Source organism: Kitasatospora sp. NPDC038210 (genome assembly GCF_055600605.1).
This window is the reverse complement of sequence record NZ_JBVJYK010000038.1, coordinates 12,183-27,334: the sequence shown is the minus strand read 5'-3', so window position 1 is coordinate 27,334 and position 15,152 is coordinate 12,183. Positions and strand designations below refer to the sequence as shown.

The following is a 15,152-nucleotide window of genomic DNA, read 5'->3' as shown; positions in this document are numbered from 1 at the left end:
GCCCCGCGCACAGGCCCATCACCCACCCGGACCCCCGCCAGGGACCCACGGCCCCGAGAACGCCCCTCCAGCGCCCGCCACGGACCCGGCGAGCAACGCCCCACCCCGGAGCAGCCACCGCATGAGGCCGACTCATGGGCCTCGGCATCCGCCCCGGCGACCTCATGAGCACCATGAGCACCGCTCATGCCCCGCAACGTCCGACCTGCGACCCTCATCCCGCGTCCCTAAAACCACACGAGCCCCATGAGCCCGACTCATGCCACCCGGCACCCGATCACCAACCCACAGCCCCGAGGGCAGGCGCCCCCATGAGCGGACCTCATGGCCCTCGGCACCCGATCACCAACCCACAGCCCCGAGGGCATGCGCGCCCATGCACGGATCTCATGGCCCTCGGCACCCGATCAGGAAGCCGCAGCCCCGCCGCACTCGACAGCCCCATGAACCCGACGCATGGCTCTCAGCGCCCGGCCCGCGGCCCGCACCCGGAGCGAGCGACCCCATGAGCGCGCCTCATGACCCTCAGCACCCGATCAGGCCCGACCCCGAGGCAGCGACCCCATGCCCTCGGGTGAAGAGTCCTGGCGCCCGGCCGCCCAGCGGCGGGCCTCCGGCGCCGGGCCCGAGGCCCCTCGGCGCCCCTGTCGGGCTCTCCGGCCGACCTGCCGGCCCTACCGCGCCGCGCCGCCCTACCGCCCGCGCGACCTACCAGGCCCGCCGATCTGCCACCCACACGGCCCCGCCGAACCTACCGACCCACCGACCCACCGACCCACCGGTCCGCCGCGTCCTACCGGCCGCGCAGGCGCCGGACCAGGATGGAGGCCTCGCCCCGCTGCTCCAGGTCCGCCAGGACGACCGCGATGGCCTCCCGCACGATCCGTCCGCGGTCCACGGCCAGGCCGTGCTCACCGCGCAGCACCAGCCGGGTGTGCTCAAGGTCCATGAGCTCCTCGGCGGACACGTAAACGGTGATCTTCTCGTCGTGCCGCTCGCGCCCGCTGGGTCGGCGCGGCGCGCGGCCGCGCGGCCGTGCGCGCCCGGCGGCACCGGCCTGCTCCTCGGCGGTTCCCGCGTGCGCCCGAGCCGCCGGAGCGACGGCGGCGCCTCGGCCACCCGGCACGGTCGTGCCGACCGCCTGGGCACCCGGCGCGACCTGGGCCCCGCCGGGCCGCTGGACGGGCGGCTGCGCGGGCGCCGGTACGACGCCGGACGCCTGCTGCTCCGGCGTCAGCTGCCTGTCGCCCTGGGAGCCCTGAGCACCCTGGTGGCCCTGAGCGCCTTGGGGCCCCGGGACGCCCTGGGCACCCTGTGCGGACTCGGCGCCCTCGGCGCCGTCCGAGCCGTTGACGGTCCGCGCGGTCTCCGGTCTGGATGCCTCGGCGGCCGGACGCGACGCGAGGGACGGCGACAGCGCCATCCCGCCGGTGGTCCGGAACAGCTCGTCGGCACCCGGGAGACTCACTCGGCGGGGCGGCACCGGTCGAGCACCTCCCTGGCGAGCTGGCGGTAGGCGGCGGCACCGACCGAGTTGGTGGCGTACGTGGTGATGGGCTCGCCGGCGACGGTGGTCTCCGGGAACCGCACGGTCCGCCCGATGACGGTGTGGAAGACGTGCTCGCCGAACGCCTCGACGACCCTCGCCAGCACCTCGCGGCTGTGCACGGTGCGCGAGTCGTACATGGTCGCGAGGATGCCGTCCAGGCGCAGCTCGGGGTTGAGCCGCTCGCACACCTTCTCGATGGTCTCGGTCAGCAGCGCGACACCGCGCAGCGCGAAGAACTCGCACTCCAGCGGAACGATCACGCTGTGAGCGGCCGTCAGTGCATTGACCGTCAGCAGGCCCAGCGAGGGCTGGCAGTCGATGATGACGTAGTCGTAGTCGGGCAGCAGCGGCTTCAGGGCGCGCGCCAGCGCGGACTCCCGGGCCACCTCGCTGACCAGCTGCACCTCGGCGGCGGAGAGGTCGATGTTGGACGGCAGCAGGTCCATGCCCGGGACCGCGGTCTTCAGCAGCACCTCATCGGCCGTCAGGCCCCGCTCCATGAGCAGGTTGTAGACGGTGACGTCGAGCTCCATCGGGTTGACGCCGAGGCCGACCGAGAGCGCGCCCTGCGGGTCGAAGTCGACGAGCAGCACCCGGCGGCCGTACTCGGCCAGCGCCGCGCCCAGGTTGATGGTCGACGTGGTCTTGCCGACGCCGCCCTTCTGGTTGCACATGGCGATGATCTGGGCGGGGCCGTGCTCGGCGACCGGCGCGGGGATCGGGAAGTACGGCAGCGGACGGCCGGTCGGGCCGACCCGCTCGCGGCGCTGACGCGCGGCGTCGGGGGCCAGCGTGGCGGCGTACTCCGGGTCCGGCTCGTACTCGGCGTCCGGGTCGTCGTAGGCGCCGTAGGCGAACTCTCCGTAGGCCAGGCCGTAGGCCGCCAAGTCGGTGTCGTGATCGGTCACCGTGGTCACCTGTGCTGTGTTCTGGCGTGCTTCGAAGGTGCGGAGTGCGACCGAGCCGACCTCGGCCGAACCCACGGAGGGCTGCCGGGCCCCGGGCTCCACACTCGGCTGGCCGGCGGTGTGCTCCGCCAGTCCTGGCTGACCACCCCCGGGAGCAATTGTCGACTCATTCACAAGTCGTCTTACCTCCTTGGGCATCCAGGACTCTATGTCGATTCGTCAGCGTGGCAGCATGCCGACGGTTTGCGACTCTAGGCCGTTCAAGGCGTTCGCAGCAACACAATCCACGGTAGTGGGCAGGATGTGTCGACTATCAGGCGGGCTGCTGTCAAGGGATGAGTGGGTCATCGACCCCGACGTTTCTGCGGGCGGGTGACACGACCGACGGAAATTGACGACAGAGCGACCCACCCGGTCAACCGGCCGTTCACGGGCACGGCCAAGCCCCCGACCCGGAGGCACCGGATCGGGGGCGAACGACCGCCGTGCGGTCAGGGGGTTCAGGCGAGCACGCTCTCCAGGGAAACCGACTCCAGGCCGAAGGCCTCGGCCACGGCCGGGAAGGTGATCTGGCCCTCGTGCACGTTCAGGCCCTTGGCGAGCGCCGGGTCACGGCGCAGCGCCTCCTTCCAACCGCGGTTCGCCAGCTCGATGACGTACGGCAGCGTGGCGTTGGTCAGCGCGTAGGTGGAGGTGTTCGGGACGGCGCCCGGCATGTTGGCCACGCAGTAGAAGACCGAGTTGTGGACCTGGAAGGTCGGGTCGTCGTGCGTGGTCGGGTGCGAGTCCTCGAAGCAGCCGCCCTGGTCGATGGCGATGTCGACGAGCACGGAGCCCGGCTTCATGCGGGAGACCAGCTCGTTGGTGACGAGCTTCGGGGCCTTGGCGCCCGGGATCAGCACGGCGCCGATGACCAGGTCGGCGTCGAGGACGGCCTTCTCCAGCTCGAAGGAGTTGGACATGATGGCCTTGATCTTCGTGCCGAAGATGCGGTCGGCCTCGCGCAGCTTGTTGATGTCGCGGTCCAGCAGGGTCACGTCGTAGCCCATGCCGATGGCGATGGTGGCCGCGTGCCAGCCGGAGACGCCACCGCCGATGACGACGGCCTTGGCCGGGTGGGTGCCGGGCACGCCACCGGGCAGCACGCCGCGGCCGCCGGCCGGACGCATCAGGTGGTACGAGCCGACCTGCGGGGCCAGGCGGCCCGCGACCTCGGACATCGGGGCGAGCAGCGGCAGCGCGCCGTTGCCGAGCTGCACGGTCTCGTACGCGATGGCGGTGGTGCCGGAGGCGATCAGGGCGTCGGTGCCGGAGCGGTCGGCCGCCAGGTGCAGGTACGTGAAGACGGTCTGGCCCTTGCGCAGCCGGTGGTACTCGGAGGCGATGGGCTCCTTGACCTTCAGGAGCAGGTCGGCGGTGGCCCACACCTCGTCGGCGGTGGGGAGGATGGTGGCGCCGGCGGCCACGTACTCCTCGTTGGGGATCGAGGAGCCGAGACCGGCGTTGTCCTCGATGTAGACCTCGTGTCCGTTGCGGACCAGCTCATGCACGCCGGCGGGCGTGATGGCCACGCGGTACTCGTGGTTCTTGACCTCGCGGGGGATGCCGACCTTCACGACTGAACACGTCCTCTTGCCATGGGGGTCCCGACCGGAGAAGACCGGTGGGCGACGCGCACGTGGGGAAGCCTCCGGGCAGCCCGGGGCGGGGATCGCTGCGCGACTAGGTCCGAGTGTAATGAAGCCCAGTCGGCGTGTCAGCCTTCCAAAGTGAATAATTTTCCCGCACACATTGGCAGGTTCGTAGGCTTCCCCTGCGACTTACCTACCAAAGACGTCCCAACCGGGCATCTTCGACAATACCTCTGAAACGCCCGTCACCACCCGGCGTCGACGCGTTCCCGCAGGTCCGCGAGGGCCGCCCCGACGGCTTCCCTGGCACGTTCGTCGCCCAGCCGGCGCAGCACGGCGAGGGCCGCCCGGTACTCGCGGTCCGCCTCGTCGAAACGGCGCTGGGCGGTGTGCGCCTCGGCCACCCGAGCGAGCAGTCGGGCCTCGGCCGCGTGGTCCCCGAGCGACTGGCGCAGCCCGAGCGCCCGCCCGTACCAGTCAGCGGCGCGCACCGCGTCGCCGAGCGCCCGGTGACAGCCTGCCGCGCCCTCCAGGGCGCGCGCGCAGAGCGGTTCGTCGTCGGCCTTCCGGGCGTGCTCCAGGGCGGCCCGGTAGTGCGCGGCCGCCTGCTCCCAGCGGCCGGCCGCGACCTGCAGGTCACCGAGGTTGAGCAGGGCGGCCGAGGCCCGGCGGGGGCGGCCGTTGCGCTCGGCGACGGTCAGCACCAGTTCGTGCAGCCGGTAGAGGTCCGCGGGCGCGGGGGCGCCGGTCAGCGGCAGCGCCCGCAGCAGCGCGGTGACCAGCCGCCCGGCCGAGCCGTCCAGGTCGCCCTGGCCGATCGCGTCGGCCACCGCCCCGAGCAGCAGCTCCCGCTCGCCGAGCAGCCACTCACGGGCGTGCTCGGGCGAGTGCAGCCGCAACGCGGCCGGCAGCGGGTCGGGGGCGGGGCCGCCCTCGGGGTCGAGCAGCGCACGGGCCGACTCGGTGAGCCGGACCAGCCGCTCCAGCAGCCGGGCCCGGGCGAGTTCGGTCTCGGCAGGCCGGTCCTCCTGCTCGCGGAGCCGGACCAGCCGGGGGTAGAGGCGCCCGGGCACCCGGTAGCGCGGGGTGCCGTCGGCGGCCGGCGCCTCCGCGCCGAGCAGCTCCCGCTCGGCCAGCGCGGCCAGGGTCGCGGCCGCGTCCGGCACCGGGCAGCCGACCAGGGCGGAGGCGGTGCGCGGGTCGGCGGTCTGCGCCGGGGCCAGGGTGAGGGTGCGCAGCATTCGCGCCTGGGCGGCCGGCAGCCCGCGGTACAGCAGCGTGAAGGCGCCGAGCAGCGGGTCGTTGTCGGGGACGGGCACCGGCTCGGCCGGCTCCGGGCCGGGCTTCACCCAGGCCGCCCGGTCGCCCGCCGACTCGACACCGGGAGCGGCCGCCCCGGCACCGGGAGCGACCCCGCCCTCCTCTTTCTTCTTTGGCGCGTTCCCCGACCCGTTCCCCGACCCGTTCCGTGCCCCGTCCCCCGACCCGTTCCGTGACCCGTTCCCCGGCCCGTTCCCTGGCGCGTTCCGTGCCGTGTCCCCCGCCTGCGTCCGAGCGGCACTCCGCGACGCGTCCTTGCGTGCTTCCTTCCGGGCGTTCGCCGACGGCTTCGCCTGCTCCGCCCCCGCCTTCACCACGTCGTCCGCGGCGCCCTTGCCCCCCGGGGCCGTCCCCGTCTCCTCGCCCACCACCCGGGTGAGCTCGCGCGCCGCGTCGGTGACCGCGGTCTTCGCGTTCCCCCGCAGCCACCCCGCCATCAGCCGCAGCGCCGCCGGCCGGGCGGCGCAGGCCTCGGCCAGGTCGGCCGCGCCGACCGGGTCGCAGGAGATCCGGGTGCCGCCGACCAGGTCGGCCAGCAGTTCGCCGGAGGCCGTCCGGTCCAGCCCGCCGAGGATCACCGGGTCGATGTCCTCGATCCCGGTGAGCGGGCCCGCGGTGGTGGCCAGCACCAGGCAGCCGGGCTCGTCGGCGAGCAGCGGCCACACCTGTCCGGCGTCCCGCACGTCGTCGAGCACGAGCAGCACCCGCAGTCCCGCCAGCGCCTCGCGCAGCGCGACGCAGCCGGGCTCGTCCCGTCCGTCCTCGACCGCCCCGGGCAGCGGCACGGCCGATTCCGGGTCGAGCTGCTCCAGCAGCAGTCGGGCGGCCCGAGCGGGCGGGACCCGTCCGCCGTCGGGGGCCGAGAGCCGAGCGAACAGCACGCCGTCCGGGTAGTCGGCGGCGACGGTGCGGGCGAAGCGTGCGGCCAGCGCGGTCCGCCCGGAGCCGGGGCGCCCGGCCAGGACCAGGACCGGGCAGCGGCCGCTCACCGGACGGGTGGCGGCCGCCCGCAGCGCGGCGAGCTCGGCGCGCCGGCCGACGAAGAGCGTGGGCCCGGCCGGGAGTCGGTCCAGGCCTGGGACGGCTCCGGCGGGCACGTCGGGGCCGGGGTCCGTCGTCGCCGTCTTCCTCGCCACCCGTGCCACTCCCGACGTCATCCCGCGCTCGGCATCCGGAGCTGGGCATCCGGCGCTCGGCATCCGGACGGGGTGCCCGGTGCTCAGCGGAGGCGGCCCGGGACGGGCGCCCTGTCTGCGAAGCGTAGTTCGACCGTCCGGCTGAGCCGAGGTGACCGGTCGTACGAACCGGCGAATCACCCGGGCGAATCAACCGGGCGGTTCGCCATCAGGTGCGCCGGCAGGTCCACCGGACGGTTCGCCCGGAGGTTCACCGGGTCCGCCGGGCGGTTCGCTCACGCCTCGAAGGGCCGGGCCGGCCAGGGCGAGTCCGCCGGGCGCAGCGCGTCCAGCCCGTCCGGGCCGGTGAGCGCGGCGTGCACGGCGAGGGTGCCGGTGATCAGGGTCGGGTTGTGCAGCTGTCCGGCCTGGATCAGCCTGATCAGTTCCGGCACGGGCACCCAGGCGACCTCGATCTCCTGCTCCTCGCCCTCGGCGGCGTAGCGCTCGCCCTCGGCCGCCGCCAGGTCGGTGGCCAGGAACATCCGCAGCGCCTCGTCGGTGCCGCCCGGCGAGGTGTAGTAGTCGGCGAGGATCCGCCAGGTGCCGGCCTTGCAGTGGGCCTCCTCGTACAGCTCGCGCTGCGCGGCGTGCCAGGGGTTCTCGCCGGGGACGTCGAGCAGGCCAGCCGGCAGCTCCCAGAGCCGCTGGCGCACGGGGTGGCGGTACTGGCGCAGGACCAGCACCCGCTGCTCCCCGTCCAGGGCGAGGACGGAGACCGAGCCGGGGTGGGTCTGGTAGTCGCGGCGGGCCCAGCTGCCGTCGGGCATCCGGACCTCCTCGCTGCGCACGCCGGTGACCTTGCCCCGGAACGGCGTCCCGCTCGCCCGGACCTCCCACTCCTCGGCCACGTCGGCGATCACCGGGTCGCTGTGCTCGTCCATCGCTCTCCCCTTTTCGTCAGTACGACACAATCTAACGCCGGACGGCGGCCCCGCGGGAATCGCGGGGCCGCCGTCCGGTGAACGACCGAGGCCGATGAGAGGAAAACTACGCGGAGGCCGCGGTCTTGATCTCGATGGCGGCCTTGACCAGGCCCGCGAACAGCGGGTGCGGGCGGGTCGGGCGGGACTTCAGCTCCGGGTGGGCCTGGGTGGCCACCAGGTAGGGGTGCACCTCGCGCGGGTACTCGACGTACTCGACCAGGTCGCCCTTCGGCGAGAGGCCGGAGAACTGCAGGCCGGTCTTCTCCAGGTCCGCGCGGTAGGCGTTGTTGACCTCGTAGCGGTGGCGGTGGCGCTCCTCGACGTACTGCTCGCCGCCGTAGACCTCGCGGACGATCGAGCCCTCGGCGAGCTTGGCCGGGTAGAGGCCCAGGCGCATGGTGCCGCCCAGGTCGCCCTTGCCGTCGACGATGGCCAGCTGCTCGGCCATGGTGGAGATGACCGGGTGCTTGGCGGCGGCGTCGAACTCGGTGGAGTTGGCCTCGGGCAGGCCGGCCAGGCTGCGGGCCGCCTCGATGACCACGCACTGCAGGCCCAGGCACAGGCCGAGCAGCGGGACCTTGTTCTCACGGGCGAAGGTGATGGCGCCGACCTTGCCGTTGACGCCGCGGTCGCCGAAGCCGCCGGGGATGCAGATCGCGTCCACGTCGCCCAGCTGCTCGCGGGCGCCCTCGGGCGTCTCGCAGTCGTCCGAGGTGACCCACTTGATCTCGACCCGGGCGTTGTTGGCGAAGCCGCCGGCGCGCAGGGCCTCGGTCACCGACAGGTAGGCGTCGGGCAGGTCGATGTACTTGCCGACCAGGGCGACCTTGACGATGTGCTGCGGCTCGTGGACGCGGCGCAGCAGGTCGTCCCAGGTGGTCCAGTCCACGTCGCGGAACGGCAGGTCCAGGCGGCGCACGACGTAGGCGTCCAGGCCCTCGCCGTGCAGCACCTTCGGGATGTCGTAGATCGACTTGGCGTCGATGGCCGCGACCACGGCCTCCTCGTCCACGTCGCACATCAGCGAGATCTTGCGCTTGATGGCCTGCGGCACCTCGCGGTCGGCGCGCAGCACGATGGCGTCCGGCTGGATGCCGATGTTGCGCAGCGCGGCGACGGAGTGCTGGGTGGGCTTGGTCTTGAGCTCGCCCGAGGGGCCGATGTACGGCAGCAGGGAGACGTGCACGAAGAACACGTTGTCCCGGCCGACCTCGTGGCGGACCTGGCGGACGGCCTCCAGGAACGGCAGCGACTCGATGTCGCCGACGGTGCCGCCGACCTCGGTGATCACGACGTCGACGTCCTCGGTCGCCATCCGGCGGATCCGGGACTTGATCTCGTTGGTGATGTGCGGGATGACCTGGACGGTGTCGCCCAGGTACTCGCCGCGGCGCTCCTTGGCGATGACGGTCGAGTACACCTGGCCGGTGGTGACGTTCGCCGAACCGTGCAGGTTGGTGTCCAGGAACCGCTCGTAGTGGCCGATGTCCAGGTCGGTCTCGGCGCCGTCGTCGGTGACGAACACCTCACCGTGCTGAAACGGGTTCATGGTGCCCGGGTCCACGTTGAGGTACGGGTCGAGCTTCTGCATCGTGACGCGCAGGCCGCGGGCCTTGAGCAGGGCTCCGAGGCTGGAGGCGGTGAGCCCCTTGCCGAGCGAAGAGGCGACACCCCCGGTGACGAAGAGGTGCTTGGTCGTCACGGCTCGGCCGTTCGCTGCCTTGCCGGAATGGGGCTGTGCCAAGAGGGGGCTCCCGTGGGTCGCGTGTCGAAAGTGACGTGGGCGGGAGGCTCGGGGTTCGCCGGGCGACGGTGGCGGGTGCTGGGCACCGCGCTCGAAGAGTCGCCGGTTCGGCTGGTCCGGGGCGTTTGATCCCGCCGGTCCACGGGATACCAGGGTAACAGTGACCCGACCCGGACGCCGTTCGGGCCGCGCGCGCCGCACCTGGGGCGCACGCCGGGCGCACCACCGGCGCATCATCCGCCGCATGAGTCACACCGGTCGCACGACCCACCGGACCGGGCCAGCCGGCGGCATCCGTCCGGGTCATGGCGGCTCCTCCACAGGGACCAGCCGGAGGTGATCCTTCCGGACCATCCTGCGCCACGCCTCCGCGATGCACGGCATTTCCGCCGAATTGCGGCGCCACACCGGGCGGCGCCCGCGTGCTTCGCCCCTTTCGTCCGTCGTAAGCTGCTCGGACGCATCGCCGACAGCACGAGCACGCGGAGGGCGTGGGAGGGTCAGGACGCTCCCGGTCCCCGATGCGCGACCGGACCTCCCCGTATTGCAGCTCCTCCCCACCCACTCCAGGGGCTCGACCGAGCCCCGCGCGGACACTCCAGCAAGGCCTGCCACCACCCCCCGGCAGACCGGACGTCCCGGGGTGGACCTCCGGCCCCGCAGACCCGCTCCCTCGTCTCGCCGATGCCCTGACCACATTGCGAACTGGAGATCCACGTGGCCGGCCGTATCGAGGACTACGCACTCATCGGGGACATGCAGACCGCCGCCCTGGTCAGCAGGGACGGGGCGGTGGACTGGCTCTGCCTGCCCCGCTTCGACTCGCCGGCCGTGTTCGCCGGCCTGCTGGGCACCGATGAACACGGCTTCTGGCGGATCGGCCCCGCCGAAGCCGTCCTGACCGAGGTCCCCGCGCCCGCCACGGCCACCGCCCCCACCACCGGGGGCCGGGTCCGCATCGCCGACACCGCCGACCTCCGGGTGCCGCCGCCCACCGCCGCCGCCCCCGCCGTGCCCGCCGACCGCCGCCGCTACCGGGGCGACTCGCTGATCCTGGAACAGGAGTGGGACGCCCAGGGCGGCACCGTCCGGGTGATCGACTTCATGCCGCCGCGTCCGCTGGCCGGCAAGGACGCCGTCCCCCAGGTGATCCGGATCGTCGAGGGCGTGGCCGGCACCGTCCGGATGCGCTCGGCGCTGCGGATGCGCTTCTCGTACGGCCGCATCGTGCCCTGGGTGCACCGCGTCGAGCAGGCCGACGGCACCCACCGCACCGTCGCCATGGCCGGACCCGACTCCGTCTGGCTGGACGGCGTCTCGGAGACCTACGGCCGCAACCTCACCACCTACGCCGACTTCACCGTCACGGCCGGCGAGCGGATCGCGTTCGCCCTCACCTGGCAGGCCTCCCACCTGGACGCGCCCCGGACCCCGGACGCCGAGGTGATGCTCGACGCCACCGCCGACTTCTGGCACGAGTGGGCCGACCAGTGCACCTACCAGGGCCCCTACCGCGAGGCCGTGGTCCGCTCCCTGATCACCCTCAAGGGCCTCACCTACGCCCCCACCGGCGGCATCGTCGCCGCCCCCACCACCTCGCTGCCCGAGGACATCGGCGGCGAGCGGAACTGGGACTACCGCTACACCTGGCTGCGCGACGCCGCGATCACCCTCTCCTCCCTGCTGCGCACCGGCTACCGCGACGAGGCCAAGGCCTGGCGCGAGTGGCTGCTGCGGGCCGTCGCCGGGGACCCGGAGAACCTGCAGATCATGTACGGCATCGCCGGCGAGCGCGAGCTCACCGAGTCCTCGCTGGACTGGCTGCCCGGCTACGAGGGCTCGCAGCCCGTCCGGGTCGGCAACGGCGCCGCCGGGCAGCTCCAACTCGACGTCTACGGCGAGGTGGTGGAGGCCCTCCACCTGGCCCACATGACCGGCCTGGTCCGCAACGACCACGCCCACCACCTGCAGCTGCGCCTGATCGAGTACCTGGAGGAGCACTGGCAGGAGCCGGACGAGGGCATCTGGGAGGTGCGCGGCCCGCGCCGGCACTTCGTCCACTCCAAGGTGATGGCCTGGGTCGCGGTCGACCGCACCATCAAGCTGCTGGAGCAGACCCCCGAGGACGCCCCCGCCGACGGCCACCTGGAGCGCTGGCGCGAGCTGCGCGAGACCATCCACCGGGACGTCTGCGAGAAGGGCTACGACCCGGAGCGCAACACCTTCACCCAGTACTACGGCGGCAAGGAGCTGGACGCCTCACTGCTGCTCATCCCCCAGGTCGGGTTCCTGCCGCCGGACGACAAGCGCGTGATCGGCACCATCGAGGCGATCCAGCGCGAACTGTCCACCGAGGACGGCTTCGTGCTGCGCTACCCGACCCACGACGAGTCGGGCAACAACGTGGACGGCCTCTCCGGCCACGAGGGCGCGTTCCTGGCCTGCTCGTTCTGGCTGGCCGACGACCTCGCCATGATCGGCCGGGTGCAGGAGGCCCGCGACCTCTTCGACCGGCTGCTGTCGCTGCGCAACGACCTGGGCCTGCTCGCCGAGGAGTGGGACCCGCGCCTCAAGCGCCAGGTCGGCAACTTCCCGCAGGCCTTCAGCCACGTCCCGCTGATCGACACCGCCCTGCGGCTGACCGCGTGCGGCGCCGCGTACCTGTCCGCCCAGCCGGACGGCCGGGCCGCCGACCGCGTCGAGCAGGCGACGGTCTGACGCACCGGAACCGGCCCGGGGCAGGCTCGGGACGGGCTCGGAGCAGGCCCTAGCTGCGCTGCACCAGCTCGTCGTAGGTGCTGAGCACCTGGGCGACGGTGGCGGCCTCGTCCGGCCAGGTCTCGGCCTGCTGCCGGCCGGCCGCCACCAGCGCCTCGCGGCGGGCCGGGTCGGAGAGCAGCCCGCGCACCGCGCCGCCGATCGCGGCCGGGTCGCCGGAGGGCACCAGCACGGCGGCGTCGCCGACCAGTTCGGGGATGCCGCCGACGGCGGTGGCGACCACCGGCACGCCGGCCCGCATCGCCTCCTGCACCACCAGCGAGCGGGCCTCCCAGCGGCTGGGGACCACCACCAGGTCGGCGGCGGCCAGCAGGTCGGGCACGTCGGTGCGGTAGCCGAGCAGCCGCACCGGGAGCTTCTCGGCGGCCGCCCGCTCACGCAGCGGGCCCGCCTCCGGGCCGTCCCCGGCGAGCAGGACCAGCGGCTCGGGGTCCAGCGCGGCCAGCTCCCGGGTGGCGTCCAGCAGCAGCCCGAAGGCCTTCTGCGGGACGAGCCGGCCCACCGTCAGCACCAGCGGGCGGTCCGGTCCCCCGCCGAGCAGCGTGGCGCGCGCCTCGGCCCGGCCGAGCCGGCCCTCGGGCATCGGCGGGGCGGCCACCGGGCCCAGCCGGGCGTCGGTGGCGCCCAGTTCGCGGGCCCGGGCGACCAGGTCGGAGGAGGCCCCGAGGACCAGGTCGGCGGCGCGCGCGACCCGGCGCTCCATCAGCCGCTGCAGCCGGCGCTCCATGCCGGTGGCCAGCAGCGCGTGGTGCGAGGTGACCACCAGCGGGGTCTCCGGGCGCAGGCCAGGGAACCGGCCGGCGGTGCGCAGCGCGAGGTCCGAGAGCAGCCCGGCGCGCAGCCCGTGGGCGTGGACCACGTCCGCGCCGGTGAAGGCCCGGCGCAGCTCGCCGATCGCGGTGGCGTCGCTGCGGGCGCCCGCGGTGGGGGTGATGTCGACGGTGTGGAACCTGGCGCCCGTGCGGGAGAAGCCGAACAGCGCGTCCGTGCCGGCCGGCGCGCAGACCGTGACGATCACCCCGTGCGCGACCAGGCCCTGGGCCAGGGAGCGCACGTGCGCACCGATGCCGCCGGTGCTGGCGGCCAGGACGAGTACCACGTGCAGCTGCCCCGGTTCCGGGGCGGCCGCGGTGGCCCGGGCGGCGGAATGGTCCACGTCGTCTCGCATCCGACTCGATCAGGTTCGCGCGCCGCTTCGCGAGGATTGCCCGCCGGGCGGCGCTCGGGGCTGGGAAGCCAGTGTCCAGCGGCCACCATGCCAGGTCGGCGGCCCTCTTGGACAGTCGGCGCCACCGGGGCGCGTCGCCGGCGGTCCGGGGGGCCGTCGGCGCCGGCTACCGGTGGCGCGGAGCCCGGGCGGCGGCCAGCAGTTCCTCGGCGTGGGCACGGCCCAGCTCCGAGTCCTCCAGGCCCGCCAGCATCCGGGAGAGTTCGCGCACCCGCTCCTCGTCGTTCAGCACCTTGACCCCGCTGCGGGTCACGGTGCCGTCGTTGGTCTTCTCCACCACGAGGTGCCGGTCCGCGAACGCGGCGACCTGCGGGAGGTGGGTGACCACCACGACCTGGGCGGACTCGGCCAGCTTGGCCAGCCGGCGGCCGATCTCGACCGCGGCCTTGCCGCCGACGCCCGCGTCCACCTCGTCGAACAGGTAGGTCGGGACGGGGTCGGCGCCCGCGAAGACCACCTCGACGGCGAGCATGACCCGGGACAGCTCACCGCCGGAGGCGCCCTTGGCGATCGGGCGGGGCTGGGCGCCCGGGTGCGGGGCGAGCAGCACCTCGACCTCGTCCACGCCGTGCGGGCCGTACGCGACGGTGCGGCCGCCGACCTCGATCCCGCCGAGGTCGTCGACCTGGCTGATCGAGAAGGTCACCCGGGCGTGCGGCATGGCCAGTTCGGCGAGTTCGGCGGACACGGCCGCGGCGAAGCGCCCGGCCGCAGCCTGCCGGGCGGCCGACACCTCGGCCGCGAGCTCGGCCAGCTCGGCCCGCAGTTCGGTCTCGCGGGCGCCGAGCTCGTCGATCCGGTCGTCGTCGCCGTCGAGTTCGGCGAGCCGTACGGCCCCGGCCTCGGCCCAGGCGATCACCTCGGCGAGGGTGTTCTCCTCGCCGCCGTACTTGCGCAGCAGCTGGGCGAGCACGGCCCGGCGGTCCTCGACGGCGGCCAGGCGCACCGGGTCGGCGTCCAGGTCGTCCGCGTAGCCGGCCAGGTCGCCGGCCACGTCGGCGAGCAGGTAGCCGACCTCGTTGAGCCGGTCGGCGAGGGCGGCCAGGCGCTCGTCGTGGTGGCGCACGGCCTCCAGGGCGCGGCGGGACTGCCCGAGCAGGGTGCCCGCGTCCAGGGCCTCCGGGTCGGCCGGGTCGCCGGCCAGTGCGGCGTGCGCGAGGGCGGCGGCGGAGGACAGCGCGTCGGCGTGGCCGAGCCGCTCGGCCTCGGCCGCGAGCTCGGCGTCCTCGCCGCCCACCGGCTCGGCGGCGGCGATCTCGTCCAGGCCGAAGCGCAGCAGGTCGGCCTCCTGGGCGCGCTCGCGGGCCCGGGTGGTCAGCTCCTCCAGGGTCGCGGAGACCTCGCGCAGGGTGCGGTAGGTCTCCCGGTAGCGGGCCAGCGGCTCGGCGACCGCCTCGCCCGCGTACCGGTCCAGCGCGCCGCGTTGGCGGGCCGGGCGCAGCAGGCGCTGCTGGTCGGTCTGGCCGTGCACGGCGATCAGGTCCTCGCCGAGTTCGGCGAGCAGCCCGACCGGCACGGCCCGCCCGCCGACGTGCGCCCGGGAGCGGCCCTCGGCGGAGACGGTCCGGCTGATCAGCAGGGCTCCGTCGTCCAGTTCCGCTCCGGCCTCGACGGCCCGGGCCGCCACCGGGGAGTCGGCGGGCAGTTCCAGCCGGCCCTCGACGACGGCCCGTCCGGTGCCGTTGCGCACCAGGCCCGGGTCGGCGCGCCCGCCGAGCAGCAGGCCGAGGCTGGTGACGACCATGGTCTTGCCCGCGCCGGTCTCACCGGTCACGGCGGTGAAGCCGGGGGCCAGTTCGACCACCGCGTCGTCGATGACCCCAAGATCCCGTATCCGCATCTCGTCCAACACGGAGACGACCATACGAGGTTCCGCCCCCGGCGCGCGACGAG

9 protein-coding genes are annotated in these 15,152 nt (G+C 74.0%); 1 reads left to right on the top strand and 8 read right to left on the bottom strand.

The window, feature by feature from the left end; translation table 11 throughout:
- Positions 1 to 793: 793 nt before the first annotated feature.
- From ACZ7KX_RS39235 to ACZ7KX_RS39210, 6 genes are all read right to left on the bottom strand, one after another.
- Positions 794 to 1,468 carry a hypothetical protein gene (locus ACZ7KX_RS39235; protein WP_470330719.1) on the bottom strand — a complete coding sequence of 225 codons (675 nt, stop codon included), beginning with the start codon at positions 1,466 to 1,468 and terminating at the stop codon, positions 794 to 796.
- On the bottom strand, positions 1,465 to 2,532 hold the full coding sequence (locus ACZ7KX_RS39230) for a ParA family protein (RefSeq protein ID WP_030290161.1): 1,068 nt from the start codon (positions 2,530 to 2,532) through the stop codon (positions 1,465 to 1,467). Before ACZ7KX_RS39230 ends, ACZ7KX_RS39235 begins: the two co-directional genes overlap by 4 nt.
- A 425-nt stretch (positions 2,533 to 2,957) precedes the next feature.
- Positions 2,958 to 4,073 carry an alanine dehydrogenase gene (gene ald / locus ACZ7KX_RS39225; RefSeq protein WP_350523499.1) on the bottom strand — a complete coding sequence of 372 codons (1,116 nt, stop codon included), beginning with the start codon at positions 4,071 to 4,073 and terminating at the stop codon, positions 2,958 to 2,960.
- A gap of 260 nt (positions 4,074 to 4,333) precedes the next feature.
- Complete coding sequence (locus ACZ7KX_RS39220; RefSeq protein ID WP_470330718.1) at positions 4,334 to 6,544, bottom strand: tetratricopeptide repeat protein; 2,211 nt, start codon at positions 6,542 to 6,544, stop codon at positions 4,334 to 4,336.
- 275 nt (positions 6,545 to 6,819) lie between these two features.
- Positions 6,820 to 7,467: an NUDIX domain-containing protein gene (locus ACZ7KX_RS39215; protein WP_470330717.1), complete on the bottom strand. Its 648-nt coding sequence runs from the start codon at positions 7,465 to 7,467 to the stop codon at positions 6,820 to 6,822.
- Positions 7,468 to 7,573: 106 nt separating this feature from the next.
- Positions 7,574 to 9,211 carry a CTP synthase gene (locus ACZ7KX_RS39210; protein WP_350523502.1) on the bottom strand — a complete coding sequence of 546 codons (1,638 nt, stop codon included), beginning with the start codon at positions 9,209 to 9,211 and terminating at the stop codon, positions 7,574 to 7,576.
- Positions 9,212 to 9,970: 759 nt separating this feature from the next.
- On the opposite strand from ACZ7KX_RS39210, the gene ACZ7KX_RS39205 reads away from it, so the two are divergent.
- On the top strand, positions 9,971 to 11,971 hold the full coding sequence (locus tag ACZ7KX_RS39205; protein ID WP_470330716.1) for a glycoside hydrolase family 15 protein: 2,001 nt from the start codon (positions 9,971 to 9,973) through the stop codon (positions 11,969 to 11,971).
- Positions 11,972 to 12,020: 49 nt separating this feature from the next.
- Here the strand turns inward: ACZ7KX_RS39205 and ACZ7KX_RS39200 are convergent, their stop codons facing one another.
- Both ACZ7KX_RS39200 and recN read right to left on the bottom strand, forming a co-directional pair.
- Positions 12,021 to 13,199 (bottom strand): glycosyltransferase family 4 protein, encoded by a 1,179-nt coding sequence (locus ACZ7KX_RS39200; protein ID WP_470330715.1) that lies wholly within the window; start codon positions 13,197 to 13,199, stop codon positions 12,021 to 12,023.
- A 166-nt stretch (positions 13,200 to 13,365) separates the two neighbouring features.
- Positions 13,366 to 15,123 carry a DNA repair protein RecN gene (gene recN / locus ACZ7KX_RS39195; RefSeq protein ID WP_470330714.1) on the bottom strand — a complete coding sequence of 586 codons (1,758 nt, stop codon included), beginning with the start codon at positions 15,121 to 15,123 and terminating at the stop codon, positions 13,366 to 13,368.
- Positions 15,124 to 15,152: the final 29 nt, after the last annotated feature.